The sequence below is a fragment of the Megasphaera sp. NM10 genome, assembly GCF_000417505.1.
Lineage (GTDB): Bacteria > Bacillota > Negativicutes > Veillonellales > Megasphaeraceae > Megasphaera > Megasphaera intestinihominis.
Genome location: NZ_APHY01000010.1, coordinates 14893 through 36890, shown reverse-complemented (window position 1 = coordinate 36890; position 21998 = coordinate 14893). Strand labels below are relative to the sequence as shown.

Sequence of the window (21998 nt, the reverse complement as noted above, 5' to 3'; positions counted from 1 at the left end):
TCAGATTTCGTGTACAGCGAGAGGCAGGATGGAGATAGATGTTAGAATTTCCGATTAAACGCACAATCATCATTGATGATACTAAAAAGAAGAAACGAGGCCGCAAGAAAAAAGGCGACGGCGAGAAGACCGTCATCCACGGCACGGTCAATCTGCCCAAGAAGGAACCGCTGAAGAAGCTGGACCCGCTCCCGAAGAACGCCAAGAATCTGGTCATCGTCGAATCGCCGGCCAAGGCCAAGACTATCGAACGCTTCCTGGGCAGCGGCTACAAGGTCATGGCCAGCCGCGGCCACCTGCGGGATCTGCCGCGCAACCAGTTCGGCGTCAATATCGAAGAAGGCTTCGTGCCGACGTATACCAATATGTGGGATAAGCGCAAACTCATTGAAGACTTGCAGAATGAATACATCCGATCGAAACAAGTCTATCTGGCAACTGACCCGGACCGCGAAGGGGAGGCCATTTCCTGGCATCTGGCCCATTTGCTGGAAATCGACCCGCACGACAAATGCCGTATCATGTTCCACGAAATTACCAAGAAAGCCATCCTTGAGGCCATCAAGGACCCGGAACCCATCGACCTCAAGAAAGTCGACGCCCAGCAGGCCCGCCGCGTCCTGGACCGCATCGTCGGCTATAAACTGAGCCCTCTTCTGTGGAAGAAAGTCTGCAAGGGCCTCAGCGCCGGCCGCGTCCAGTCCGTCGCCGTCCGCCTCATCTGTGAAAGGGAAGAAGCCATCAAGGCTTTCGTGCCGGAAGAATACTGGACCGTCAGTGGAACCTATAAGACCGAAGACGGCCTGACCCTGCCGACAGAACTGACCAAGATTGACGGCAAGAAGGCCGAAATCTCGACGCAGGAAGCGGCCGAAGCCATCGCCCACGACCTGACCTGGGAAAGCCGCGGCGAAGACCACGAACCGGATACGATTGTGAAGGTCGAAAAGCGCAAGCGCAAACGCCAGCCCCAGCCGCCGTTCACGACGTCGACGATGCAGCAGGAATGTGTCAGCAAGCTCAATTTCGGCGCCAAGAAGACGATGATGCTGGCCCAGCAGCTCTATGAAGGCCTCGATATGGGCGACCAGGGCCATGTCGGCCTCATTACCTACATGCGTACGGACTCGGTCCGCATCAACGATGATATGGTCCAGGCCGCGCGGGAGTTCATTACGTCGAACTACGGCGAAGAATACATCCCCGACAAGCCCCGCGTCTACAAGACGAAACAGACCAGTCAGGATGCGCATGAAGCCATCCGTCCGACGTCGCTGGAACTGACACCGTACAAGGTGTCGGAATTCCTGTCCCGCGATCAGCTGCGCCTGTATACGCTCATTTGGAACCGCTTCCTGGCCAGCCAGATGGAATCGGTCGAAACGGAACACATGGCCATCATCATCGACAGCGGCCGCTACGAACTGCGGGCTGCAGGCTACAAAGTCCTGTTCAAGGGCTTTACGGAACTCTACGAAGACGCCAAGAAGGACAAGACTCTGGCTGAGCTGCCCCATATTTCGGCCCATACCGTCGTCCACAACCAGGCCGTCACGCCGCAGCAGCATTTCACCCAGCCGCCGGCACGCTATACCGAAGCCAGCCTGATCAAGACGCTGGAAGAAAAGGGTATCGGCCGGCCGAGTACGTATGCGCCCATCATGGATACCATCCAGAACCGCAATTACGTCGAAAAGAAGGATAAACAGTTCGTCCCGACGGAACTGGGCGTCATCATCGTCGATTTGCTGAAGAAATATTTCGCCCAGATCATCAACGTCGGCTTCACGGCCCACATGGAAGAAGAGCTGGACGCCATCGAACAGGGCAAGGACACGTACCGCCACGTCCTCCAGGAATTCTATGACGTCTTCAAGCCGGAAATGGACGAAGCTGAAGAAAAGATGGAAAAAGTCACCATTTCCGGCCAGGATTCGGGTCAGGTCTGCGAGCTCTGCGGCGCGCCGATGGTCTATAAATTCGGCCGCTTCGGCAAATTCCTGGCCTGCTCCAATTTCCCGGAATGCCGCAATACCAAGGCCATCGTCGAAGACCTGGGGATTACCTGTCCCAAGTGCGGCAAGGGGACGCTCATCAAGCGTAAGTCCAAGCGGGGCCGCGTCTTTTACGGCTGCAGCCAGTATCCGGAATGTGACTTCGTCCTCTGGAACCAGCCTATCGACAAGAAGTGTCCCCTTTGTGGCAGCATCATGATTGTCAAACATTATAAAAAAGGACCCGATAAGATTTTCTGTAGCAATGCAGAGTGTGAAAACCATAAAAAAGGTGAGGTAGTGCATGAAGAATAGTGTCTTAATCATCGGAGCCGGCCTGGCCGGATCGGAAGCTGCCTGGCAGCTCGTCCGCCGCGGCATCCCGGTAGAACTCGTAGAAATGCGGCCGGTCAAATCGTCGCCGGCTCACCACACGGAATATTTCGCAGAACTCGTCTGCAGCAATTCCCTGCGGGCAGCGAATATTGAAAACGCCGTCGGCCTCTTGAAGGAAGAAATGCGCCGTCTCGGCTCGCTCATCATGGATGCCGCCGATACGCACCGCGTTCCGGCTGGCGGGGCCCTGGCCGTTGACCGCGTCCCCTTCAGCCAGTACGTGACGGAAAAACTCAAGGATCATCCCCTGGTCACCATCCGCCACGAAGAAGTGACGGAATTGCCGGACGACCAGATCTGCATCGTCGCCAGCGGCCCCCTGACCAGTGACGCCTTGGCCGATACCATCCGCCGCCTGACCGGGGAGGATTACTTCCATTTCCACGACGCCGCCGCGCCTATCGTCGCCGTCGACTCCCTGGATATGACTAAAGTCTACCGCGCCGCCCGCTACGGCAAGGGTGGGGCAGACTATCTCAACTGCCCTTTCACCAAAGAAGAATACGAAGCTTTCTGGCAGGCCCTGACGACGGCTGAATGTGCCGAACTCCACGACTTTGAAAAAGACGACAGCGTCTTTGAAGGCTGCATGCCCATCGAAGTCATGGCCGGCCGCGGCATCGATACCATGCGCTACGGCCCCATGAAGCCTGTCGGCCTGGAACTGCCCGGTACAGGCGAACTGCCTTATGCCGTCGTCCAGCTCCGCCAGGATAACGGCAGCGCCACGCTGTACAATATCGTCGGTTTCCAGACCCATCTCAAGTTCCCCGAACAGAAGCGGGTCTTTTCCATGATTCCCGGCCTGGAACACGCCGAATTCGTCCGCTATGGCGTCATGCACCGCAATTCCTATATCAATTCGCCGGAACTGCTCCTGCCGACGCTGCAGCTGCGCAAACAGCCGAACCTGCTCTTTGCCGGCCAGCTGACCGGCGTCGAAGGCTACCTGGAATCGGCAGCCATGGGCCTGTTGGCCGGTGTCAATGCGGCCCGCCTCCTGCAAGGGGAAGACGGCCTGACCTTTTCCCGGCGCACGGCCATGGGCGGCCTGAGCCAATATATTTCCAGCGGCCCGAACGACCATTTCCAACCGATGAACATCAACTTCGGCCTCATGGAACCGCTGGGCATCAAGAAACGCATGAAGAAGAAAGAAAAGAACGCCCTGCTGGCACAGCGGGCACTCGATGAAATTGAACAAATGAAAGGGGATTACCCATGTCTGAATTAATGTCTACAGAATTCCACGCTACTACGATCTGCGCCGTCCAGCGCGACGGCAAGACGGCCATCGCCGGCGACGGTCAGGTCACGATGGGCAATGCCGTCATCATGAAAGGGACGGCCCAGAAAGTCCGCCGCCTCTACCACGGCAAGATCATCAGCGGTTTTGCCGGCTCCGTCGCCGATGCGTTCACCTTATTCGACCACTTTGAAGAAAAATTGAACGAACACAATGGCAACCTCGTCCGCAGTGCCGTCGAACTGGCCAAGGACTGGCGGTCCGACAAAATCCTTCACAAGCTGGAAGCCCTGCTCCTGGTCGCTGACAGCCAGCGCATCCTGCTCATTTCCGGCAACGGCGAAGTCATCGAACCGGACGACGGCGTCCTGGCCATCGGTTCCGGCGGCAACTATGCCCTGGCTTCGGCACGGGCCCTCATGCAGAACACGGACTTGTCGGCCCGGGAAATCGCTGAAAAATCCCTGCATATTGCAGCCGATATCTGCGTCTACACCAACCACAACGTCATTGTCGAAGAAATTTAAGAAAGAGGTATTTTCATGGAAAAAACAGAATTGACGCCAAAACAGATCGTGGCGGAATTGAATAAATACATCGTCGGCCAGGGGGAAGCCAAGAAATCCGTCTCCATCGCCCTGCGCAACCGCTGGCGCCGCAAACGCCTGAGTGAAGACATGCAGGATGAAATCATCCCCAAGAATATCCTGCTCATCGGGCCGACTGGCGTCGGCAAGACGGAAATCGCCCGCCGCCTGGCCAAGCTCGTCGGTGCGCCGTTCATCAAAGTCGAAGCGACGAAATACACCGAAGTCGGTTATGTCGGCCGCGACGTCGAACAGATGATCCGCGACCTCGTGGCCAATGCCATCCGCATGGTCCAGGAACAGGAAAGCCAGCGCTATGAAGAAAAGGCCGAAGAAGAAGCCAACAAGCGCATCCTCCAGGTCTTCTGGCCGAAGAAGTCCATCAAGGAAAAAGTCAAGAACCCGATGGACGTCTTCTTCAGCAGCGATGATGACGACGATGAAATGCCGGAAGAACCGAAGCAGCTGGAAGAGCCGAAGTCCGACCGCCGGCAGAAGATGTTTGAAGACATTTGCGCCCATAAGATGGACGACCGGGAAATCGAAGTCGAAGTGGCTGAACAGAACCAGGGCTTCCAGGGCATCCTGACGGGCAATTCGACGGAAGAACTGACCAACAATTTCCAGGAAATGCTGGGCAGCATCATGCCGAAAAAGAAGAAGAAAAAGAAGATGACCGTCGCCAAGGCCCGGGAAATCTTCAAGGAAGAAGAATTGGAAAAATGCCTGGATATGGACATCATCGTCGACAAAGCCATCGAAGCGACGGAAGAATCGGGCATCGTCTTCATCGACGAATTCGATAAGATCGCCGAAAAGGGCCGTTCCAACGGGCCCGACGTCTCCCGCGAAGGCGTACAGCGCGACATTCTGCCCATCGTCGAAGGAGCTACGGTCAACACCAAGTACGGCCCGGTCAAGACAGACCACATCCTCTTCATCGCTGCCGGTGCCTTCCATGTATCCAAGCCGAGCGACCTCATTCCGGAACTGCAGGGCCGCTTCCCGATCCGCGTCGAACTCCAGTCCCTGACGGTCGATGATTTCCGCCGCATCCTGACTGAACCGAACCAGTCCCTGGTCAAACAGTATAAGGCCCTCCTGGAAACGGATGGCGTCACCCTGGAATTCACCGATGACGGCATCGACGCCATTGCCGAATACGCATACCGCGTCAACTTGGAAACGGAAAACATCGGCGCCCGCCGGCTGCACACGATTTTGGAAAAAATCCTCGAAGATGTGGCCTATGAAGCACCGGATATCGACGAAAAGCACATCGTCGTCAATAAAGAATTCGTTTCGGGCAAGCTGAACGACGTCGTCCAGAACGTCGACTTGAGCCATTATATTTTATAAAACGGGGGAAATATGAACCGACCTTATGCGAAATTAACGATTACCAAGAAGGGGGAACGGGCTGCCCGCAGCGGCCACCCCTGGGTATATGGCGAAGAAGTGACCCATGTCGAAGGCACGTACCAGACAGGGGACATCGTCGACGTCTACAGCGACAAAGACCGCTATCTCGGCACGGGCTTTGCCAACGACATTTCTAAGATACGCGTGCGTATCGTGTCGCGCAATGCCAACGACCGCTTCGACGAAGCTTTCTGGCAGCGCCGGGTCAAATATGCCCTGGACTACCGCAAGACCGTCATGGGCGATAAAGACTTCGCCTGCTGCCGCCTCATCTTCGGAGACGCCGACGACATGCCGGGCCTGACCGTAGACCGCTATAACGACGTCCTCGTCGCCCAGACCCTGTGCTATGGCATGGACCAGGTCAAACCGGTCATCTTCAAGGCTCTCGTCGACGAACTGGCCGCCATGGGCGTCACCATCCGAGGCATTTATGAACGGAACGACGTCAAAGTCCGCGAACTGGACGGCATGGAAGAGTATAAAGGCTGGTATCAGGCCGACTTCCTGCCCCAGCCGGGCAGCGTTTTGACGACCATCGACGAAAACGGCATCCTCTACGATGTCGATGTGGAAAATGGCCAGAAGACGGGATTCTTCCTGGACCAGAAATACAACCGCCTGGCTGTCGCCAAAATCGCTGCCGGCAAGCATGTCCTGGACTGCTTCACCCATACCGGAGCCTTTGCCCTCAATGCGGCCAAGGGCGGGGCGGCCAGCGTCACAGCCGTCGACATTTCCCAGGAAGCCGTCGACATGACCAACGAAAATATCCGCCGCAACGGCCTGGAAGACATCGTCACGGCCAAGCAGGCCAACGTCTTCGACCTCTTGACCGATCTGGCCGACCACAAGTGCCATGACTATGATTTCATCATCCTCGACCCGCCGGCCTTCACCAAATCGGGTCATACCGTCCACAACGCCATCCGGGGCTACAAGGAAATCAACTTGAAAGCCATGAAACTCCTGCCCCGCGGCGGTTACCTCGCGACCTGTTCGTGCTCCCACTTCATGCGTGACGACCTGTTCCGCCGGATGCTCCACGACGCCGCCAAAGACGCCGGCGTCCGCCTCCGCCAGATCGAAGGGCGCCAGCAGTCGCCGGACCATCCCATCCTCTGGAATGTCCCGGAAACGAATTACCTGAAGTTCTACCTGTTTCAGGTCGTGTGAGATTGGTGGCTCGTGGTTAGTGGTTAGTAACTCGCTGGTTATCCTCATCGTATGTGTAGTCCCTTTCTCACAGAGAAAACCTTTAAATTTAAAACTATCTGCTAACCACTAACTGCTAGCCACTAACAACTTAAAAGGGCTGTCGCGATGCGACAGCCCTTTTATTATTCCCTAAAATGCGTATGTTTTACCCGCCAGGCGGTCATCTTGTTGAACAGCCAGAAGCCGTAGATGCCCAGCGTGATGATAGTGAAGAACCACCATTTGATGTAGCTGCCGAAGAGCTGCAGGCCTGTTCCATCAAAAGTGAGACGCTGACCGTCGATGATCGTATTGCGGCAGATCCAGCGGCGGAACATGACTTCGCCCCAAGGATAGGCGATGCCGAATGTACAAATCGTAAGGATGACTAAGATGAGGCCATAGCCGATAAATCCGAGTACAGACCCTTCAAATTTCGATTCCCTTTGTAATAACATAACAATCCTCCTTTATGATATATATAGAAATATGATACCATATTTTTTGTTTGACCAATAGGAGGGAAGCATGGTAGAATAAAAAGGTACTTGCGAGTGTGGCGGAATGGCAGACGCACCAGACTTAGGATCTGGCGCCTCACGGCGTGAGGGTTCAAGTCCCTCCACTCGCACCAATGGGACAACCATCGCATTCAGCGGTGGTTGTCCTTTTTTATTGACCCCACAATGTCTGGTGCGTTTGACCCCTTTTTGACCCCGCGACGAAGCAAAATTAAACGAGGTCAATTAATTTATCCACGACTTGTTCTTCAATATCCGGCAAAACGTGACTATATGTGTCCATAGTCTGCTGAAAGGAAGAGTGGCCCAACCGCACCTGCACGACCTTGAAATGAACACCGGCTTTTAGCAATAGCGTTGCGTGGGTATGCCGTAACATATGGAAAGTAAGGTGGAAGCCTGCCAGCTTCCCATATTTATTGGCCGTATGACTGATATATTTTGGATCATATGGACGACCATCGCGCCGGCAGAACAATAACCCGTTATCCTCATAGTCTGATGCGGACATCCTGTTTTTGAGCGTCCACATGATTTGTCGTCTTAAAATGGCCATCGTCTTCGCATCGACGGAAATCGTACGCCGGGAAGCGGCGTTTTTTGTTGTTGGTGATATAACCGGCTTTCTATCGATGAGAAGAACCGTTTGATTGACAGAAATAGTAGATGCTTTTGTATTGACATCACGGATACGCAAGCCAAGTAGCTCAGAGCGCCTAAGGCCAGTGTGTAGGGCCACGTAGTATAGATTATAGTGGCAGGGGTTAGAAATGACGCCTAACAGGCGCTGAGCTTCATCTTTTGATAATGCTGATACCTGCGTTTTCTGCTTTTGCGGTAATTTGACACCACGCATGGGAGATACGGGCAATACTCCATCATTGACAGCCTGATTGAGTCCGATTCGGACAACAGCCAGCGCATACTGTACAGACCGATTACTATATCCGCGATCCAGTAAATCAGCAATCAATTTACGAAACATATGGGGCTGTAAATTGACCAGCTTGATTTTGGCCATGGTTGGCAGCACATACCTGCGCAACTGATATACGTATGATTCATATGTATCTGCCGCCAGCGTCGCTCTGGCGCCTCGTAGCCATATCGACAGCCATTGACCCAGGGTAATATTGTAATCGATGTTAGGCGCGGAATGGAGTGCATTTTTATATTGGTCCCGCCGCTGCTCGGCTTCCTTAATAGTTTTGCCATAAAAGTAATGCCGTTTACCATCAACAGTTAAAGATACCTTATAGCGGCCATCAGGTCGTTTTTTCATTTGTCATCATCACCTTATTATTCACGGCTTGCACACGCCACAAGGCTTATATCCTTCGGCGATGGCTTCATCACGGGATTCAATGGGTACGAAGTTTTCAGGATGCTTGATGGTACGGCAGTCGGTATAGTGGAATTTCATGGAACGGGGATTGCCCAGGTAGTCGGCGGCAAAGGCTGTACCGACTGAGGACAATACGCAGATCATAGCCAGGGCCAGAGTAAGTTTCTTCATCATAGGATTCATCCTTTCTTTTATTTTTTCTTCAGTTGGTTTTTCTTTCATTGTTACCTGGGGATAATTTGTCCCTATGTAGTTACCGAGTTCTGTATATATCTTTTGAATATCTGTTGAAAAACACATATATTTCGCAAGATAAATCATTGCTATTTAGTATCTTGTGGACATCTGTACCTTTTTATACAACATAAAAGGCCTTGCATCTCTAAGGATACAAGGCCTTTTTGCTTTAGGTGTGGGGTTTCACCACAATGTCCTAATTTTAGGTGCGGGTAACCGCTGTGTTTTATATCCTTATGATACATTAGCTTGAATTGGTTGTCAAGGTTGGTTTGTAAATAGTTCGATAATTTTCTTATCAATGCGATTTAGACCATCGTTTGATAGTTTCAGCCCAAACAAGATGTCATATTTATCCGTGGGATCTAAAACACGCATTTTACTTACGGTCCGTATTTGATTAACGACGGCAATGCTACCATGCTTTAAAACCGATAACTTCTTCTTTGTTTTTAACAACAATTGTTCTTTTTGGTTTAAATCATCAAGTTTAGAGAAAAATTCCTTTTTATTTTCTTCACTGTTGATATGGTCAACAGCCTCTTTGAGTAGATTTATTTCCGTCGGAATGGAAATCTTTAATGATTCAAATTTCGCTTGGATTTTGAAGTATAATTCTTCACCAAGATATGCTTCTGATGGATGCAATTTTGACAGGTCTTTGGAATTTTTTAAAGAGGATAGCGGAACTATTACTAGATTAGGGTTACGCCGGTTGCTGTTTTGCAAAACAATACCATAATGCAGGCCTCCAAGCTCTGATCCGAGATTGAAGCCTAGGTTTAAGTTTACAATATTTCCCCGTTTAAAGTCAGGGTAGTATTTTGGATTAAAGGTGGTTTCGTTTTTGATGTAGTTTTTGTAATCACGTAGCCAATAATATAATAAAGCCGCCTTTTTATAGGTGTCTTCACCTGATGACAAATTCGTGAATAATTGTTGAAAATCGCTCAACAGGTTTTGCACCTTTATATCAAGAGATTGTTTATTTTGAATGTCTTTAAGGTCCATAATGAAAATCACCTCTTGTAACAATATATATCAGCAATGGCGAAAACGGATTATTTAGTTATTTGATGATTACAGATTTGCTTTATCGCTTTTCTTTTGTTTGATTCCAGAGAAAATGTAGAAAATAGCGAAAATAATGAACAAGCCGCCCCAAATAGACAAGTCTTTATAGACATCCGAATTGGCGACCCCTAACAGACCGGATAGGCCATAAACAACGCCTGCGACGATGGAGCCCGTTGCGTTTTTGCGGCAGACGATAGCGATGATGCCGGCGATGACGACCATAAAGGCTACGACTAAGCCGACACTGCCACCAGCATCAGAGCTGGCATTGACGGAATTAACGAATCCTGCGGCACAGGACTGGAAAAGAATAATGAAAAACAAAATGAATGAAACAATACCAATGATTAAACGAGCATTTTTCAATTTACTCACTCCTCCATCCGTTCCGCCATATTGCTGATTTTCAAATAGGTAATTGTAGGAAGTTACTTGAGGTTGCTCTGCATTTTACTATCTACAGCACCATCTTTAAAAGATATCTGCAAGAAGCCACCCTTTGGGTTATGCCAATGGAATATCTTTTGATCGCTGTTGAATAGTTTAGTTTCGGAAGAAAGACAGCCGTCAAACCCCAAGATTCCTTTCACATCATCATAGGACATGCCGGTTTGGATTTGGTTGAACTTATCCATCGTAACTTCCTTACCTTTAGGAGCTTTGGATGTTGTGCCCATTATTTGCTTAGACTTTAAAACACCATTTTGGAAATGCAAAGATACATTGATACCCTTTGGGCCGTCCCATTTATATGATGCGGATTTCAGATTTCCTGTATCTGAAGATTGAGTTTGTTGCCCATCACTGCCCATAATGGTTTTAGCTTCATCATAAGAGATACCCATTTGGATGCTCACGAATTTATTGTAGTATTCTTGAGCTTCAGATGCCTTCTGCTCTTGCTTAGGCTGATTATTGCCAGATCCGGAAGTGTTGTTACTCCCGCATCCGCCAACAGAAACGGCGGCCAACATGGCACAAAAGGAAGCGGCTACTAACATTGATTTTTTCATATACATCAGTCCTTTCTAAAATTTTCGCCTCATTTCCACGACCTTGCCAATGATTTGTATAGGAAGGTTTTGGATTTCTTTGTTTGAATAAAATTGAGGGGTATAGATAGCGGCATTATGGCCGATGAGGGTGATGCCGGCCGGGCTTTCTTTTATTTCCTTAACGGTGGCATCGTTACCGTTTACAAGGACGATGGCAATGTCGCCACTATCGACAGTGGATTGTTTCTTGACGATGACGATATCCCCATCACGGAGTGTCGGTTCCATCGAGGCCCCTTTGACCTGGAGCGCAAAATAATCGCCAGTAGCTGCCATTTCCGGCGTGATTTCCTCATAATCAAGAATCTCCTGGACGGCATCAATAGGAACACCAGCGACGACACGACCTAGAACAGGAATTTTAATGCCGTGAATTTTCCCTTTAGACAAAGAGTCCCCGAACAGATCGTCTCGAGACATATTAAATAATGTCATCAGCTCTTTGATAGCCTTATTTCTTGGTACAACACCTGCATTTTCCCAGCGATCTACAGCCTGCTGGCTAACTCCTATCTTTTTTGCTAAAGCTTCTTGCGATAATCCCAGTCTTTCACGGTTCCTTTTTATATTTAAACCGATACTCATTTGACCCCCTCCCAATCGTCATAATCCTATTTTACCTCATTATACTAAAAATATTAGTAAAATAAAAACTAATTTAAATTGTTCCACACTATTGAATACTAATTAAATTAGTGATACAATATGATTACAAAATAAATTAGTTAAAAAGAAAGAAGGTGATGTAAGTGCGTAAAGCATTAATTGCATATCGAGGAGTGCGTAGTCAAGAAACAATGGGGAAGTTATTCGGAGTTTCACAACAAACGTGGAGTGCGTGGGAAGTAGGAAGAGCAACACCGCCGGCTAAAACTATGCAAAAGATTGCCAAAATGAGCAATCAATCAATCGAAACGCTTTTTCCTGACATTTTTAACTAATTTAAATTGTTAAAAGGCAATTAGTACTAAATTGTAAAAAAGAAAAATGGGGAAAAATATAAAGCTAAAAATTATGGCCATCGAGTACTGGATCTACGACACCGGGATGCTCAAGGAGCACATGACGTTTCTGGAATTTCTGCTTTTGACAGGGAGAAACTGAGGTTAAAGGAGATGAGAAAATGAAACATTACAACGAATACGTAGACAGCCGTGGCTGGCATTATCGAGCTATGCCGCTTATCGGCGGTCAACCATACGCACCTTGCTATCAGCGTACACCCGGTGGCGGTTGGCATCGGATGAAACAGATGATGTTGCGCATGACATTGGCCGAATCCAAACAAGATCTTGATGAATATGCGGCCAAGAAAGGCTGGACGGGATTAACGAATTATATGGGAGGAAACCCATAATGGACAGCATGACAACAATTAAGGTACTTCGACAAGAAGTATATGACGCGGCGTACAGGTATTACATGGACCTTCGCCTCAATCCCTCTAAAACGCCAAATACGTACTTCATATATGCCGGAGTAGAAAGACTAGCCAAAAGCATACTTAGAGGGGGGAGCCGCCATACCTATCCGGATATGGCTGATGACTGGCTGGACCATATCGAACAAAAGGCCAAGCAAGACGTATACTGTTTGAATTGGCCGCATTAAGGGCTGGGGATATTATGAGAAAACTAATAATGGAAAATACTCGGGACTGCACTGGAACCATGGTAACGCAGTTCAAGAGCCCGAAAGGTGGAAACCTGACCTTCGTGGACATTCATAATTACCTGGTCCGTACATTTGGTGGCGGTGTATATTTGGCCGTCATAAACGCAAACGACGGAGAGATTGTAGATAAAATCGACGTCATAGACGCGTATGATGCCAGCGACATGGAACGTTTCCTTTGATGTTCAGTTTCATTATAGCGGAAAGGGGATGGATGAACATGAGTAAAAGGTTCGGGATTGAAATAAAAAGAGCCCGTAAAGGTGCAGGCTTCACGCAGGAGCAGGCAGCGGAAGCACTAAATGTTTCCGTGCGAACGTATGCCAAATACGAAGGTGGCGAAATCCTACCGTGCGATGACATGGTAGCAGCCATGATGCAGGTTTTCGATAATCCTTGCCTGGGATATACCTATCTCTCGCAGGAATCGGAAGTCGGCCGGCTGATTCTGCCGAAAATCGGCAAACTGCCAGGCGTTGCGGCCGGAGCCATGCAATACCATATCGCCTTGGCAGAAGCCAGCAGCGACTCGATGAAGCTGGAGAAAATCTGCTGTGACGACAAAATCGACGCATACGAAGCCTTAGCCATACAGCCGCTCATCGACAAGATCTTTGAATTAGCCGGACGAGGATTGACGCTTTGGCTCACATGTCCGAAACGGACACAAAAAAAGAACCGCCCGGCGGCAACCGAACGGCTCTAAAGGAAAAAAGTTGTTACAGACATTATAGCACGACAATTGAAGGAAGGGAAGAAGATGGAACGAAGTCCAATGGAAAAGATGAAGCTGTGCGATCAGCTCACATGGAATCGAAAAGAATTGGCACAGGTAACAGGAAGAAGCCAGGAAATCGTAGATAAGTGGATCTACGAAGGGGCGCCATGCATCAAAGAAGGGCATACCTATGTATTTGAACGGACAAGCATCATTGCCTGGCTTCGTGAACGGGCTATTAATCGTATCGGCATGACCCGAAAGAACGTCTATGACGACGTATTTCCTGGCATCGAACTAGCGTGAACAGGAGGGAAAACGATGAAAAGAGAAAGGCATATTGGACGGTTTTTACTTGCCCTGGCGGTGGCTTGCAGTGTCGGCCTGTATGTAGGCCATTCACTGGGAGAAACCGTGAAAGCCCAGGAAGATGCCCAAGTCCACATCGTGGACCAGGGAGAAACACTGTGGGAAATCGCCAGGCCCATTGCGGATGAACGCGGTATGGATATCCGCGAAGTCATTTACATCATCAGCGTGAACAACAATATTGCTGGAAAGGATGACATTCATCCTGGGCAGCGGTTAGTCATTAATTTTTAAGGAGTGTGATACAGATGACAGTCAGAATGCAGCCTCTACGGGCAACATTTACAAAACTATCGACCAGCTGATTGACTTCTGCCGGCACCGTAAAAAGGATTGTCAAGGATGCCCGATAGCCATTGAATGCAGTAAAATTCGCAACGGCACTAGGCCAGGAGATCTGCTGAAACTAGGAGGAATTGAAAATGCCTGATGGAAAAATAGCCAAGAATAGGCACTTTATCCCTAAGCTGGGAGATAAATATTATTATGTAGGCATCGACGGAAACCCCATTCACAAGGAATTCAGTGAAGAGCTGTTGGATGAAATGAATTGCTACCTGGGGAACTGCTTTAGAAGCCGCGGCGCTGCTGTTGCGGGTTCCGCTGAGATGCTAAAGCGCATCAATGAGGTGGGTAAAACTATTCGCAGGAATGAACTGAGGTGATGCCGGATGAAATGGGTAGATGTAAACGAAGAATTGCCAGTCCCGCAGCGTCGCGTGTTGGTAGCGATGCACGCGGGAACAGAATGGGAATTTAAAGCAGTCGGGGCATTTTGTCAAAACCATTGGATCGTAGACGGGGAAACCCGTCTCGTCCCGATGAAAGAAGTACAGTACTGGGCGCCGATTGCATCAACGCCACGGAGAAAAGTGAGGGACTGAAAAAATTGCTGAAAATATTAGAATTATTCGGCGGAATCGGTAGCCCAAGAGTGGCGTTACGGAATTTGGGAATACCTGTAAAGGCTATCGACTACGTCGAAATAGATGAAAATGCAGTCCGTAGCTATAATGCCATGTTTGCCGATGAATTGCCATATAAAACGCAGGACGTCCGCGGCTGGAATTTAAAGCCCGATATCCTCATCCATGGCAGCCCTTGTCAGGACTTCTCGATTGCCGGTCACCAAAAAGGTGCAGATCCCGGCAGCGGAACCCGGTCATCCCTTATGTGGGAAACATTGAATATCATCAAAAACATGGGACTGTGGCGACCGAGAGTCATCATATGGGAGAACGTGAAGAACGTCCGCAGCCGGTACATGGTACACAATCACGAACGGTACATGGACGAATTGAAAAAGCTTGGATATACGAGCAATTTTAGTGTGTTGGATGCCAGAGATTTCGGCATACCGCAGGCCAGACAGCGAATATTCACGATATCACTGTTAGGCGGACAACGTTTTGACTTTGATGCTCTCCAACGGAAGCCGATGGAGCCAATCAAGAACTACTTGGAAAAAAAGCGTGTGGATGATTTTTATACCGTCAAAGCCCCTAGTATGGTACGAGCAATCGGCAAAACGGGAACTGTAAGACGGCTGCCGATAATCAAGGAGTATTGCTACACGATAACGGAAAGGCCCGATAGAGCGCCTGGAAGCGGGTGCTTACCAATAGGCAATGGCAAATACCGCTACCTGACAGAAAAAGAGTGCTGGCGGTTGCAAGGATACAGCGACGATGACTTTGAAGCAGCCGCCGCGGTAAATTCTCGACGGGCGTTGTATAAACAGGCAGGAAATTCGATTCCTGTACCAATCTTTGAAAGCATCTTCAAGCGGATGCTATAGGAGGATAACATGAAATTTTTTTACAAGCGGGATTATCCACAACCTGGCGAAAAATGGCGACACTTTAAGGGCCACGTCTACAAAATACTTTTTATTGCAGGTGATACCGAAAGGGAAGGCCTCGACATTGTTTATCAGAGTACAGAGGCACCACGCCTCAAGTGGGTACGACCACTCACAATGTTCATGAGCGAAGTTGACCACGAAAAATATCCAGATGTTACGCAGAAATGGCGGTTTGAAAAGGTGGCGGATGCAGATGAATGACGTAAATCATCCCAATCACTACACATGGCGCGGCACAGAATGCACCAAGGCCGTTGAAATCATGACAAGCGGGGCCAGTGGAGCCGATGCAATGTATATCGGGAATATCGTCAAGTACCTGTACCGTTATCCGGCTAAGGGAACGCCGCTAAAAGACCTCATGAAAGCTAAACAATATCTTGATTTTTTGATTACGAACCAGGAAGTCAAGGCAGGCACGAAAAATCATGGAGAAAGACAATGAGAGGAGATAGCTAAGATGAAAACATTTTCGATGTACCAGGCTGAGCGCATGATGTACCGCAAAGCCTACGTTGCCGGTGATTTTGACCCGGTAGTAAAGCTGATGCGGAAAATCACCGGCGATGATGAGTATTATAAGCATTCATACCTGGGCATAAAAAAGGGGAAAGGTAAGAAAAATCATGCATTTTGGTAAATTTACGCCATGGACAGCATGGCATGACGTATTGGATGGAACGGAACATTACGAATTCCGGTTCCCTAATGGCTACGGGGCTTCCGTCATCCGCGGCCCTTACGCCCCTCACGAATGACGTACTAGGTTCCCTGTGGCCGGACGAAGTCACAGCGGCATTACAGAAAATCAGCAGTTGGAAGAAATAGGAAAGAATAGGAAAAATAGGAGGAAATGACATGACGATTATTATTGCAGGCGTGATTATTATTTTAGGGATTTCGTTCGGGATAGGAATCTTATTTAAAAATAACGGAACGATCACACTGACGACATGTGCAGCCGCACTGGTAACATTCGGCATTTTTGTTGCCATGGCAGCCGGCATTGTCTTTGGATATCCGGTATATAAAGTCTGGGAACAGAGCAAGGCCGGAGAAGCAGCATTGGCTAAAGCAACCCAGGACCGTCAAATCAAAGTCCAGGAAGCCGAAGCAGAAATGGAAGCAGCCAGCAAACAGGCCGAAGCAAACCGGATATTAGGGGAAAGTATCCGTCAGTACCCGGAATCCATGGAACAGAAATGGGTCGAAGCCATCGAAAAGACATCGAACCAGGTCATCTACCTGCCGACCGAAGCTTCCGTCCCCATCACAGAAAGCGCCCGTATGGCACAGAAAGCACAGAAATAAGGAGTGAAAAAATTGAACATCATTGGCGTTGACGACAAATATGAAAAGATTCTCTGGTGTGCTATGCGGTATGCGCTGGGACGGAGGACATACCTTACGATGGAAGTCATTGATTACATCAAGAAAGTATTACCAGCGCTGAGTTTGGACACATTGATGATGATGCAGCAGGACATTGAAAACCAACACGACTTTGGTGATGAACTGTATGAAATGCGTTGGATGATGTTGTACGGCAATATCGTCACTGAAATCCAAAAGAAATACGCGGGCAAAAGAAAGGAACAGCCATGAAAAAGCAAGATGCAGACAAATGGTTCCGGCGGATGCAAAACCGCAATGTCCATCACGACATTGTCCAGGAAGCCATTAAGCTGGCAACGAAAGAAATTAACGCGGGACACTGGCACGGATACGCAGAAGAAATATATTACAAAGACGGATTTCCCTGCATCCGCTGGCAGGATGGCCATTGCGCTCATTACAACGTCGTAAAAGGTACTGTATATTGATGTGTCCGTTATGTGGCAAGCCGACTCACAGTTGGATCTATTGCCGAAAATACAAAATGGATATCTGCCAGGACCATTGCGAAGCTTATCCGTGGTTCATGGGTAAGATGTTATGGAATTGTCGCTATTCAGAGAGGAAGGAAAAGAATGAAAATCGCTATTTACAATTTAAAAGGGGGCGTCGGCAAGACCGTAACAACGGCAAATCTGGCCCACCTTTACGCTACACAACGAACGTATCACGTTCCGGGAAGTCATCGCGGCCAGGCACCGCAAGTGCTGATGATTGACTGCGACCCACAAGGGAATCTGACACAGTTTTATAAACGCTACAATCAGACATCTCCATGCGGGATGCGGGAAAAAGAAATCATCGGAACGGACTGGCCGTTCCTGTCGCTCATGCCTGGAAACATGGATTTGTATGAACTGGAACGCAGCTATTACGAAAGCAAGACCGTAGACGCCTTGGACAATCTGGATAAGGGCTATGATGTCGTCCTTATCGACTGCCCGCCAGCGCTGAATATGTTAACCATCAATGCCTTGAGTATCGCTGATTATATCGTTATCCCAGTACGGTTGGATGCTTTTTCCAGCCAGGGACTGGTAGAACTCGACACCCAGCTACAAGACGTCCTGCAAATCAATCCGGGGCTTCAACTGCTGGGCGTGCTCATCACGCACGATGAAAGGACTACGCTGAGTGATGAAGCGGAACGACTGCTAAGGGCTAAATTTCCAGTATTTGATACGAAAATCAGCCGGAGCCGCTGGATCATTGATAGTACCTTGATGTGCAAGCCGCTGGCCGAATTGAGCATGACCCTTAAACCCTCATGGCAATATCGAAAATTAGCCAATGAAATCATAAAGAAGGTGAAACAATGAGCTTAATGGAAAATATGGGCCTCGTCAACAAAGACAAAGACCGGACGATCAAGCAGATTCCGGTCAACTTGCTCGTAGAGAACCCGGATAACTTCTATATCGTCGGCGATGTAGAAGAATTGAAGAACTCGATTATCGCCGCCGGCGGCGTCCGTCAGAACTTGATTGTCGAACCGATGAAAGACGGACGGTACATGATTGTATCCGGCCATCGCCGGTGCAAGGCCGTCAAAGAGCTGCTGAAAGAGCAGACTGTGGGGATTCCCGATACCGTACCTTGTGAAATTTCTACGGACCACTACGGAAATCAACTGCTGCTTATCGATACGAACAGCACGTCCCGGGACTTGACTGCCTGGGAACGGGTCGAGCAGTATAAACAGCTCAACAGCCTGTTCAAGTACGGCGTCATGACGAATCAAATCAACGGGCGCAAGCGCGACGCAATTGCCAAGACGCTGCATGAAAGCACGACCAATATCGCCCGATACTCAGCCATTTCCAACAACCTGCGGAAATATTACGCCGACTGGATGAAATCGGGAAAATTAGGCATTTCTGCGGCTTATGAACTATCTAAATTAACGCCGGACCGGCAGAAAGATTTCTATGAACAGCATATGGATGACGATGAAATTACCCTGAAATCCATCGAAGAATTCATCCATCCAGTGACAGAAGAAGCGCCGGCCCAGGAAGCGGCCGTACAGGAAGAAATAACTGTGCAGGAAGAAAGACCGGAAGCGGACGAAGAAGATACGGAAGATATTTCTGACGATGATGAAGCGGAAGACATCGAAGAAGTACCAGAAGAAGCGGCCCAGGAAGAAACGCCAACAAAAGATAAACCCATCACATCAGAAGAATACATGGAACTGCAAAAAGAATATAAGAAGGTCATGAGAGATATCATGGATAAACATCGGCTTATAGATAATTATGTAGAACTGGAAAAGAATGGCTCGTACACCCAGATACAAATGATACACAACATGCAGTGGGCCGCCAGCAGTATGTGTAAGCAGTTGGACTACCTGCTGGAGCTGGTTGATAAGATGAAGGCGGTGAGAGGACATGCAGAAAAGTAAGAAAAGAAACTTGGAAATCGGAAGCAATGCCGGTGAAACAACAACGGCAACACTCGTATTCATGGCTCTTCATGACGACTATGGCTTCGGCCAAAAACGTCTGGAACGAATCAAAATGAAATGCAATGAATACAACAGGCAGGAAATAAAAGATGATCCTACATTCGAAGGGACGGCCTTCATTGCGATGAGACAGAAAATGGAGGCGTTAGGAGTCAGCGAACGACTGGAACGGGACTTTATCAATTGGATCATATCCGGAGTGGGCTTGAATGGGCGCTATCAGCGGACGTCGGCGATGGCCAGCGTCGAAGCATCGTACATTCACCTGTTCCTGGCCATTCACGAATTGTTCGGTTTCGGGGCGCAGCGTCTCAAAGCCATTCAGCAGAAAATCAAATTCTATGCCGGCTGTATCCGCGAAGGAGAGCCGGGGATTGAAGAATTTATGAAATGTATGGCCGTCGAATGTGGTCAGGTATATCCGGGGCTGATTGCCTGCGAAGAAAAGTACGGAGAAGTAAAGATTTATGGATAAGGGGTGGAAATATGATTTGTCCTTGCTGTGGCCGGGAATTCCAGGCCAAGGGAAATGGAAAGTATTGCGAATCATGCCGGCATCGCATCCTAGATGAATATACCAAGTGGCGGCGCATGAAGACGAGAAAGAAACTGAAGAAGTGTATCGTATGTAGACGGCCGCTGGAACACTACACATCGCCATATGTGTGCAGCCGTGAATGTGGAAATATTGCCAAGAATATCTTGCATACAGAAAAGCAGCGGCTGTCACGGCAGGCAAATAAGCAATGGAAAGAAAAGATGTGCTATGGGAATGGGAAGGAACAGCCCGTACCCCGGCGCAAACTCAAGAAGCCGTTATCGCCGTTGGGGCTCGATATTGAGCAGGCGAAACTTCACCACATGGACTATCCGACATGGATGAACAGCAAAGAACGGAAGGAATGGAAAGCACAATGCACGTAACAGATTATGAACTCAGGGCTATAGTATGGCGGGGTATGATTATCATCAGTCTTTTATTTTGGGGCGGATTTATTTATATTCTGGCCCACATCTTAAATTAAAAATGGACAATGGAAACGTTCATTTCGAGCGTCTCCATTTTTCCATATATATGTATATAAAGGAAGTGATGGGCCACAGGCCCATTGGGGCTTGTAGTAGGCGTTATATTTAGTGCCACCTGGAAAGGAAGTGAGACCATGGGGTTTGTTCGTAATGTGAAATATTTCTGCGGAAAAAGATATTTTGAAACGGATTTGTTTGAAGTTCCCGATATGGGGAAACGTGGAAAGAAGATGAGAGAAAAGAAAGTCAACCTGTCTTCGCCGGATCAAGTACGCCGAAATAAAAAGAAGGCATTGCGAACATTCTGCCAGAAAGTAAAAACGAATTTCACGGGAGACGATGTTTATTTGACATTGACCTATGACACGCTGCACAAACGGGACAACGTAAAGAATGCCAAGAAAGACTTCCATAATTTCATCAAGCGCGTGAACCGTCGGCGTAAAAAAGCGGGGCTTCCCTCGGTAAAGTATATGGGAGCCATCGAACGAAAGGGGACGAATATTCATTTTCACCTGATTATTAGCGGAGGCCTGGACCGTAATGAGCTGGAAGACGTTTGGGGCAATGGCCTGAGCAATGCCAGCCGGTTGCGGATAGACGATGCGGAATTGATGCAGCGGCTCTGCCAATACATCATGAAGGAAGCCCGCAACAAAGAGAAATTTGAGAACACATATATTTGTTCTCGAAATCTGGAAAACCCGAAGGTCACGAAAACAGACTGGGCGTTTACGCATCGCAAGCTGGAAGAACTGGCCGGACAGACCGAATGCCGGGACGTATGGGAGAAATTATATCCTGGCTATGAATTCATCGAAGCCAGCAGTACGTTCAATGAATTGACGGGCTGGCATATCACGGTAAAAATGACGAGGAGGGATAGCGACGTATATTGCAAAAACGAAAAGGGTACGCCTCCGGGGAGTCAAGCTAAAACGGCTCAACGACAGCGTACACGAAAGAGACGGGTATAAGTGCATCGTCTGCGGGAGATACATCGACGACGGGGAAAAGATGCACCATGAGCCGTGCGGGATTTATAAATCAGACGAAATCAACAAAACCGTCACGCTTTGTGAGCGATGCCATTACGAACGCCATCACGGGGCCAGGGCGGCAGAAATACGAACGAAGTGCGTTGCCTACTTACGAACCATTTACGGGGATGCAGGCGCGCGCAAGGAATAGGAGGTGAGACGATGGAAGTGCATATCAGCATTACCGGGGACGACGAATCCGTGAAAAAAGTTCTGGACATTTTGACGGGCGGCCGCATCCTGGACAATCTGGAAACGACAGTGAAGCCCAAGAAACATCCAGGACGACCGAAGAAGAAAGTAGAGGAAGACATTGACATGAACGAAGTATCGGAAAAGATTTTCGGAAAGTAGGCGAGGCG

Annotated in this window: 32 protein-coding genes and 1 tRNA gene; 26 read left to right on the top strand and 7 right to left on the bottom strand. The window is 48.9% G+C overall.

Features of this window, described 5'->3' with window-relative positions; genetic code table 11:
• Nucleotides 1-38: 38 nt before the first annotated feature.
• The 5 genes from topA to NM10_RS02465 are packed head-to-tail and all read left to right on the top strand — an operon-like array spanning nucleotide 39 to nucleotide 6821.
• Nucleotides 39-2309, top strand: coding sequence for a type I DNA topoisomerase (topA, locus tag NM10_RS02485; protein ID WP_020310043.1), 2271 nt, complete (start codon nucleotides 39-41; stop codon nucleotides 2307-2309).
• Nucleotides 2299-3624 (top strand): methylenetetrahydrofolate--tRNA-(uracil(54)-C(5))-methyltransferase (FADH(2)-oxidizing) TrmFO, encoded by a 1326-nt coding sequence (gene trmFO / locus NM10_RS02480; RefSeq protein WP_020310042.1) that lies wholly within the window; start codon nucleotides 2299-2301, stop codon nucleotides 3622-3624. The genes topA and trmFO overlap by 11 nt, the downstream gene beginning before the upstream one ends.
• Nucleotides 3612-4163 carry an ATP-dependent protease subunit HslV gene (gene hslV / locus NM10_RS02475; protein WP_036200680.1) on the top strand — a complete coding sequence of 184 codons (552 nt, stop codon included), beginning with the start codon at nucleotides 3612-3614 and terminating at the stop codon, nucleotides 4161-4163. Before trmFO ends, hslV begins: the two co-directional genes overlap by 13 nt.
• Before the next feature lie 15 nt (nucleotides 4164-4178).
• The gene (gene hslU, locus NM10_RS02470; protein ID WP_020310040.1) at nucleotides 4179-5582 is read left to right on the top strand and encodes an ATP-dependent protease ATPase subunit HslU; all 1404 of its coding nucleotides are present in this window, start codon (nucleotides 4179-4181) and stop codon (nucleotides 5580-5582) included.
• A gap of 12 nt (nucleotides 5583-5594) precedes the next feature.
• Nucleotides 5595-6821 carry a class I SAM-dependent rRNA methyltransferase gene (locus tag NM10_RS02465; protein ID WP_020310039.1) on the top strand — a complete coding sequence of 409 codons (1227 nt, stop codon included), beginning with the start codon at nucleotides 5595-5597 and terminating at the stop codon, nucleotides 6819-6821.
• A gap of 164 nt (nucleotides 6822-6985) precedes the next feature.
• Here NM10_RS02465 and NM10_RS02460 read toward each other — a convergent pair whose 3' ends face one another.
• A complete protein-coding gene (locus NM10_RS02460; protein ID WP_020310038.1) occupies nucleotides 6986-7300 on the bottom strand; it encodes a DUF6693 family protein in 315 nt (104 codons plus the stop codon).
• Between the two features lie 92 nt (nucleotides 7301-7392).
• On the opposite strand from NM10_RS02460, the gene NM10_RS02455 reads away from it, so the two are divergent.
• Nucleotides 7393-7476 (top strand) — tRNA-Leu (locus NM10_RS02455).
• Between the two features lie 98 nt (nucleotides 7477-7574).
• Here the strand turns inward: NM10_RS02455 and NM10_RS02450 are convergent.
• The 6 genes from NM10_RS02450 to NM10_RS02425 all read right to left on the bottom strand — a co-directional run bounded on the left by NM10_RS02450 (nucleotide 7575) and on the right by NM10_RS02425 (nucleotide 11662).
• The gene (locus tag NM10_RS02450; protein WP_020310037.1) at nucleotides 7575-8645 is read right to left on the bottom strand and encodes a tyrosine-type recombinase/integrase; all 1071 of its coding nucleotides are present in this window, start codon (nucleotides 8643-8645) and stop codon (nucleotides 7575-7577) included.
• Between the two features lie 21 nt (nucleotides 8646-8666).
• Nucleotides 8667-8882, bottom strand: a complete 216-nt coding sequence (locus NM10_RS02445; RefSeq protein WP_192813536.1) for a nuclease — start codon at nucleotides 8880-8882, stop codon at nucleotides 8667-8669.
• Nucleotides 8883-9206: 324 nt separating this feature from the next.
• The gene (locus NM10_RS02440) at nucleotides 9207-9956 is read right to left on the bottom strand and encodes a type II toxin-antitoxin system PemK/MazF family toxin (RefSeq protein ID WP_020310035.1); all 750 of its coding nucleotides are present in this window, start codon (nucleotides 9954-9956) and stop codon (nucleotides 9207-9209) included.
• A gap of 69 nt (nucleotides 9957-10025) precedes the next feature.
• A complete protein-coding gene (locus NM10_RS02435; RefSeq protein WP_239639568.1) occupies nucleotides 10026-10397 on the bottom strand; it encodes a hypothetical protein in 372 nt (123 codons plus the stop codon).
• A 53-nt stretch (nucleotides 10398-10450) separates the two neighbouring features.
• The gene (locus tag NM10_RS02430) at nucleotides 10451-11035 is read right to left on the bottom strand and encodes a DUF3862 domain-containing protein (protein WP_239639567.1); all 585 of its coding nucleotides are present in this window, start codon (nucleotides 11033-11035) and stop codon (nucleotides 10451-10453) included.
• 15 nt (nucleotides 11036-11050) lie between these two features.
• Nucleotides 11051-11662: a LexA family protein gene (locus NM10_RS02425; RefSeq protein WP_020310032.1), complete on the bottom strand. Its 612-nt coding sequence runs from the start codon at nucleotides 11660-11662 to the stop codon at nucleotides 11051-11053.
• Between the two features lie 164 nt (nucleotides 11663-11826).
• Here NM10_RS02425 and NM10_RS13180 point away from each other — a divergent pair, with 164 nt between their 5' ends.
• The 20 genes from NM10_RS13180 to NM10_RS02325 all read left to right on the top strand — a co-directional run bounded on the left by NM10_RS13180 (nucleotide 11827) and on the right by NM10_RS02325 (nucleotide 21990).
• Nucleotides 11827-12018 (top strand): helix-turn-helix transcriptional regulator, encoded by a 192-nt coding sequence (locus tag NM10_RS13180; protein WP_147675850.1) that lies wholly within the window; start codon nucleotides 11827-11829, stop codon nucleotides 12016-12018.
• A 182-nt stretch (nucleotides 12019-12200) separates the two neighbouring features.
• Nucleotides 12201-12434 carry a hypothetical protein gene (locus NM10_RS02420; protein WP_020310031.1) on the top strand — a complete coding sequence of 78 codons (234 nt, stop codon included), beginning with the start codon at nucleotides 12201-12203 and terminating at the stop codon, nucleotides 12432-12434.
• Between the two features lie 537 nt (nucleotides 12435-12971).
• Nucleotides 12972-13457 carry a helix-turn-helix transcriptional regulator gene (locus tag NM10_RS02405; protein WP_239639566.1) on the top strand — a complete coding sequence of 162 codons (486 nt, stop codon included), beginning with the start codon at nucleotides 12972-12974 and terminating at the stop codon, nucleotides 13455-13457.
• 54 nt (nucleotides 13458-13511) lie between these two features.
• Entirely contained in the window at nucleotides 13512-13775 is a 264-nt protein-coding gene (locus NM10_RS02400; protein WP_020310029.1) for a hypothetical protein, read from the top strand.
• Nucleotides 13776-13790: 15 nt separating this feature from the next.
• Entirely contained in the window at nucleotides 13791-14072 is a 282-nt protein-coding gene (locus tag NM10_RS02395) for a LysM peptidoglycan-binding domain-containing protein (protein WP_020310028.1), read from the top strand.
• A gap of 188 nt (nucleotides 14073-14260) precedes the next feature.
• Nucleotides 14261-14503 (top strand): hypothetical protein, encoded by a 243-nt coding sequence (locus NM10_RS02390; RefSeq protein ID WP_020310027.1) that lies wholly within the window; start codon nucleotides 14261-14263, stop codon nucleotides 14501-14503.
• Nucleotides 14504-14613: 110 nt separating this feature from the next.
• Nucleotides 14614-15636, top strand: a complete 1023-nt coding sequence (locus NM10_RS02385) for a DNA cytosine methyltransferase (protein ID WP_020723754.1) — start codon at nucleotides 14614-14616, stop codon at nucleotides 15634-15636.
• A gap of 9 nt (nucleotides 15637-15645) precedes the next feature.
• Complete coding sequence (locus NM10_RS02380; RefSeq protein WP_020310024.1) at nucleotides 15646-15903, top strand: DUF1653 domain-containing protein; 258 nt, start codon at nucleotides 15646-15648, stop codon at nucleotides 15901-15903.
• Nucleotides 15896-16147 carry a DUF3310 domain-containing protein gene (locus NM10_RS02375; RefSeq protein WP_020310023.1) on the top strand — a complete coding sequence of 84 codons (252 nt, stop codon included), beginning with the start codon at nucleotides 15896-15898 and terminating at the stop codon, nucleotides 16145-16147. The genes NM10_RS02380 and NM10_RS02375 overlap by 8 nt, the downstream gene beginning before the upstream one ends.
• A gap of 15 nt (nucleotides 16148-16162) precedes the next feature.
• A complete protein-coding gene (locus tag NM10_RS02370; RefSeq protein WP_036200683.1) occupies nucleotides 16163-16342 on the top strand; it encodes a hypothetical protein in 180 nt (59 codons plus the stop codon).
• A 35-nt stretch (nucleotides 16343-16377) separates the two neighbouring features.
• On the top strand, nucleotides 16378-16530 hold the full coding sequence (locus tag NM10_RS13970) for a hypothetical protein (RefSeq protein WP_192813535.1): 153 nt from the start codon (nucleotides 16378-16380) through the stop codon (nucleotides 16528-16530).
• A 30-nt stretch (nucleotides 16531-16560) separates the two neighbouring features.
• The gene (locus tag NM10_RS02365; RefSeq protein ID WP_020310022.1) at nucleotides 16561-17013 is read left to right on the top strand and encodes a hypothetical protein; all 453 of its coding nucleotides are present in this window, start codon (nucleotides 16561-16563) and stop codon (nucleotides 17011-17013) included.
• A gap of 12 nt (nucleotides 17014-17025) precedes the next feature.
• The gene (locus NM10_RS02360) at nucleotides 17026-17307 is read left to right on the top strand and encodes a hypothetical protein (protein WP_020310021.1); all 282 of its coding nucleotides are present in this window, start codon (nucleotides 17026-17028) and stop codon (nucleotides 17305-17307) included.
• Nucleotides 17304-17525 carry a hypothetical protein gene (locus NM10_RS02355; RefSeq protein WP_020310020.1) on the top strand — a complete coding sequence of 74 codons (222 nt, stop codon included), beginning with the start codon at nucleotides 17304-17306 and terminating at the stop codon, nucleotides 17523-17525. The genes NM10_RS02360 and NM10_RS02355 overlap by 4 nt, the downstream gene beginning before the upstream one ends.
• A gap of 147 nt (nucleotides 17526-17672) precedes the next feature.
• Nucleotides 17673-18416: a ParA family protein gene (locus NM10_RS02350; RefSeq protein ID WP_020310019.1), complete on the top strand. Its 744-nt coding sequence runs from the start codon at nucleotides 17673-17675 to the stop codon at nucleotides 18414-18416.
• Nucleotides 18413-19504, top strand: a complete 1092-nt coding sequence (locus tag NM10_RS02345; RefSeq protein WP_020310018.1) for a ParB/RepB/Spo0J family partition protein — start codon at nucleotides 18413-18415, stop codon at nucleotides 19502-19504. The genes NM10_RS02350 and NM10_RS02345 overlap by 4 nt, the downstream gene beginning before the upstream one ends.
• A complete protein-coding gene (locus tag NM10_RS02340) occupies nucleotides 19491-20042 on the top strand; it encodes a hypothetical protein (RefSeq protein ID WP_020310017.1) in 552 nt (183 codons plus the stop codon). The genes NM10_RS02345 and NM10_RS02340 overlap by 14 nt, the downstream gene beginning before the upstream one ends.
• An 11-nt stretch (nucleotides 20043-20053) precedes the next feature.
• The gene (locus NM10_RS02335) at nucleotides 20054-20491 is read left to right on the top strand and encodes a hypothetical protein (protein WP_020310016.1); all 438 of its coding nucleotides are present in this window, start codon (nucleotides 20054-20056) and stop codon (nucleotides 20489-20491) included.
• A 185-nt stretch (nucleotides 20492-20676) separates the two neighbouring features.
• On the top strand, nucleotides 20677-21573 hold the full coding sequence (locus NM10_RS02330; protein ID WP_239639565.1) for a rolling circle replication-associated protein: 897 nt from the start codon (nucleotides 20677-20679) through the stop codon (nucleotides 21571-21573).
• Between the two features lie 225 nt (nucleotides 21574-21798).
• On the top strand, nucleotides 21799-21990 hold the full coding sequence (locus NM10_RS02325) for a hypothetical protein (RefSeq protein ID WP_020310014.1): 192 nt from the start codon (nucleotides 21799-21801) through the stop codon (nucleotides 21988-21990).
• Nucleotides 21991-21998: the final 8 nt, after the last annotated feature.

Coding starts and splice junctions, on each gene's coding strand:
- NM10_RS02420 (WP_020310031.1), top strand. CDS start 12,201: ATGAAACATTACAACGAATACGTAGACAGCCGTGGCTGGCATTATCGA.
- NM10_RS02425 (WP_020310032.1), bottom strand. CDS start 11,662: ATGAGTATCGGTTTAAATATAAAAAGGAACCGTGAAAGACTGGGATTA.
- NM10_RS02390 (WP_020310027.1), top strand. CDS start 14,261: ATGCCTGATGGAAAAATAGCCAAGAATAGGCACTTTATCCCTAAGCTG.
- hslU (WP_020310040.1), top strand. CDS start 4,179: ATGGAAAAAACAGAATTGACGCCAAAACAGATCGTGGCGGAATTGAAT.
- topA (WP_020310043.1), top strand. CDS start 39: ATGTTAGAATTTCCGATTAAACGCACAATCATCATTGATGATACTAAA.
- NM10_RS02450 (WP_020310037.1), bottom strand. CDS start 8,645: ATGAAAAAACGACCTGATGGCCGCTATAAGGTATCTTTAACTGTTGAT.
- NM10_RS13970 (WP_192813535.1), top strand. CDS start 16,378: ATGGAACGGAACATTACGAATTCCGGTTCCCTAATGGCTACGGGGCTT.
- NM10_RS02350 (WP_020310019.1), top strand. CDS start 17,673: ATGAAAATCGCTATTTACAATTTAAAAGGGGGCGTCGGCAAGACCGTA.
- NM10_RS02400 (WP_020310029.1), top strand. CDS start 13,512: ATGGAACGAAGTCCAATGGAAAAGATGAAGCTGTGCGATCAGCTCACA.
- hslV (WP_036200680.1), top strand. CDS start 3,612: ATGTCTGAATTAATGTCTACAGAATTCCACGCTACTACGATCTGCGCC.
- NM10_RS02445 (WP_192813536.1), bottom strand. CDS start 8,882: ATGATGAAGAAACTTACTCTGGCCCTGGCTATGATCTGCGTATTGTCC.
- NM10_RS02355 (WP_020310020.1), top strand. CDS start 17,304: ATGAAAAAGCAAGATGCAGACAAATGGTTCCGGCGGATGCAAAACCGC.
- NM10_RS02345 (WP_020310018.1), top strand. CDS start 18,413: ATGAGCTTAATGGAAAATATGGGCCTCGTCAACAAAGACAAAGACCGG.
- NM10_RS02380 (WP_020310024.1), top strand. CDS start 15,646: ATGAAATTTTTTTACAAGCGGGATTATCCACAACCTGGCGAAAAATGG.
- NM10_RS02430 (WP_239639567.1), bottom strand. CDS start 11,035: ATGAAAAAATCAATGTTAGTAGCCGCTTCCTTTTGTGCCATGTTGGCC.
- NM10_RS02370 (WP_036200683.1), top strand. CDS start 16,163: ATGAAAACATTTTCGATGTACCAGGCTGAGCGCATGATGTACCGCAAA.
- NM10_RS02335 (WP_020310016.1), top strand. CDS start 20,054: ATGATTTGTCCTTGCTGTGGCCGGGAATTCCAGGCCAAGGGAAATGGA.
- NM10_RS02405 (WP_239639566.1), top strand. CDS start 12,972: ATGAGTAAAAGGTTCGGGATTGAAATAAAAAGAGCCCGTAAAGGTGCA.
- NM10_RS02465 (WP_020310039.1), top strand. CDS start 5,595: ATGAACCGACCTTATGCGAAATTAACGATTACCAAGAAGGGGGAACGG.
- NM10_RS02460 (WP_020310038.1), bottom strand. CDS start 7,300: ATGTTATTACAAAGGGAATCGAAATTTGAAGGGTCTGTACTCGGATTT.
- NM10_RS02440 (WP_020310035.1), bottom strand. CDS start 9,956: ATGGACCTTAAAGACATTCAAAATAAACAATCTCTTGATATAAAGGTG.
- trmFO (WP_020310042.1), top strand. CDS start 2,299: ATGAAGAATAGTGTCTTAATCATCGGAGCCGGCCTGGCCGGATCGGAA.
- NM10_RS02340 (WP_020310017.1), top strand. CDS start 19,491: ATGCAGAAAAGTAAGAAAAGAAACTTGGAAATCGGAAGCAATGCCGGT.
- NM10_RS02325 (WP_020310014.1), top strand. CDS start 21,799: ATGGAAGTGCATATCAGCATTACCGGGGACGACGAATCCGTGAAAAAA.
- NM10_RS02395 (WP_020310028.1), top strand. CDS start 13,791: ATGAAAAGAGAAAGGCATATTGGACGGTTTTTACTTGCCCTGGCGGTG.
- NM10_RS02375 (WP_020310023.1), top strand. CDS start 15,896: ATGAATGACGTAAATCATCCCAATCACTACACATGGCGCGGCACAGAA.
- NM10_RS02365 (WP_020310022.1), top strand. CDS start 16,561: ATGACGATTATTATTGCAGGCGTGATTATTATTTTAGGGATTTCGTTC.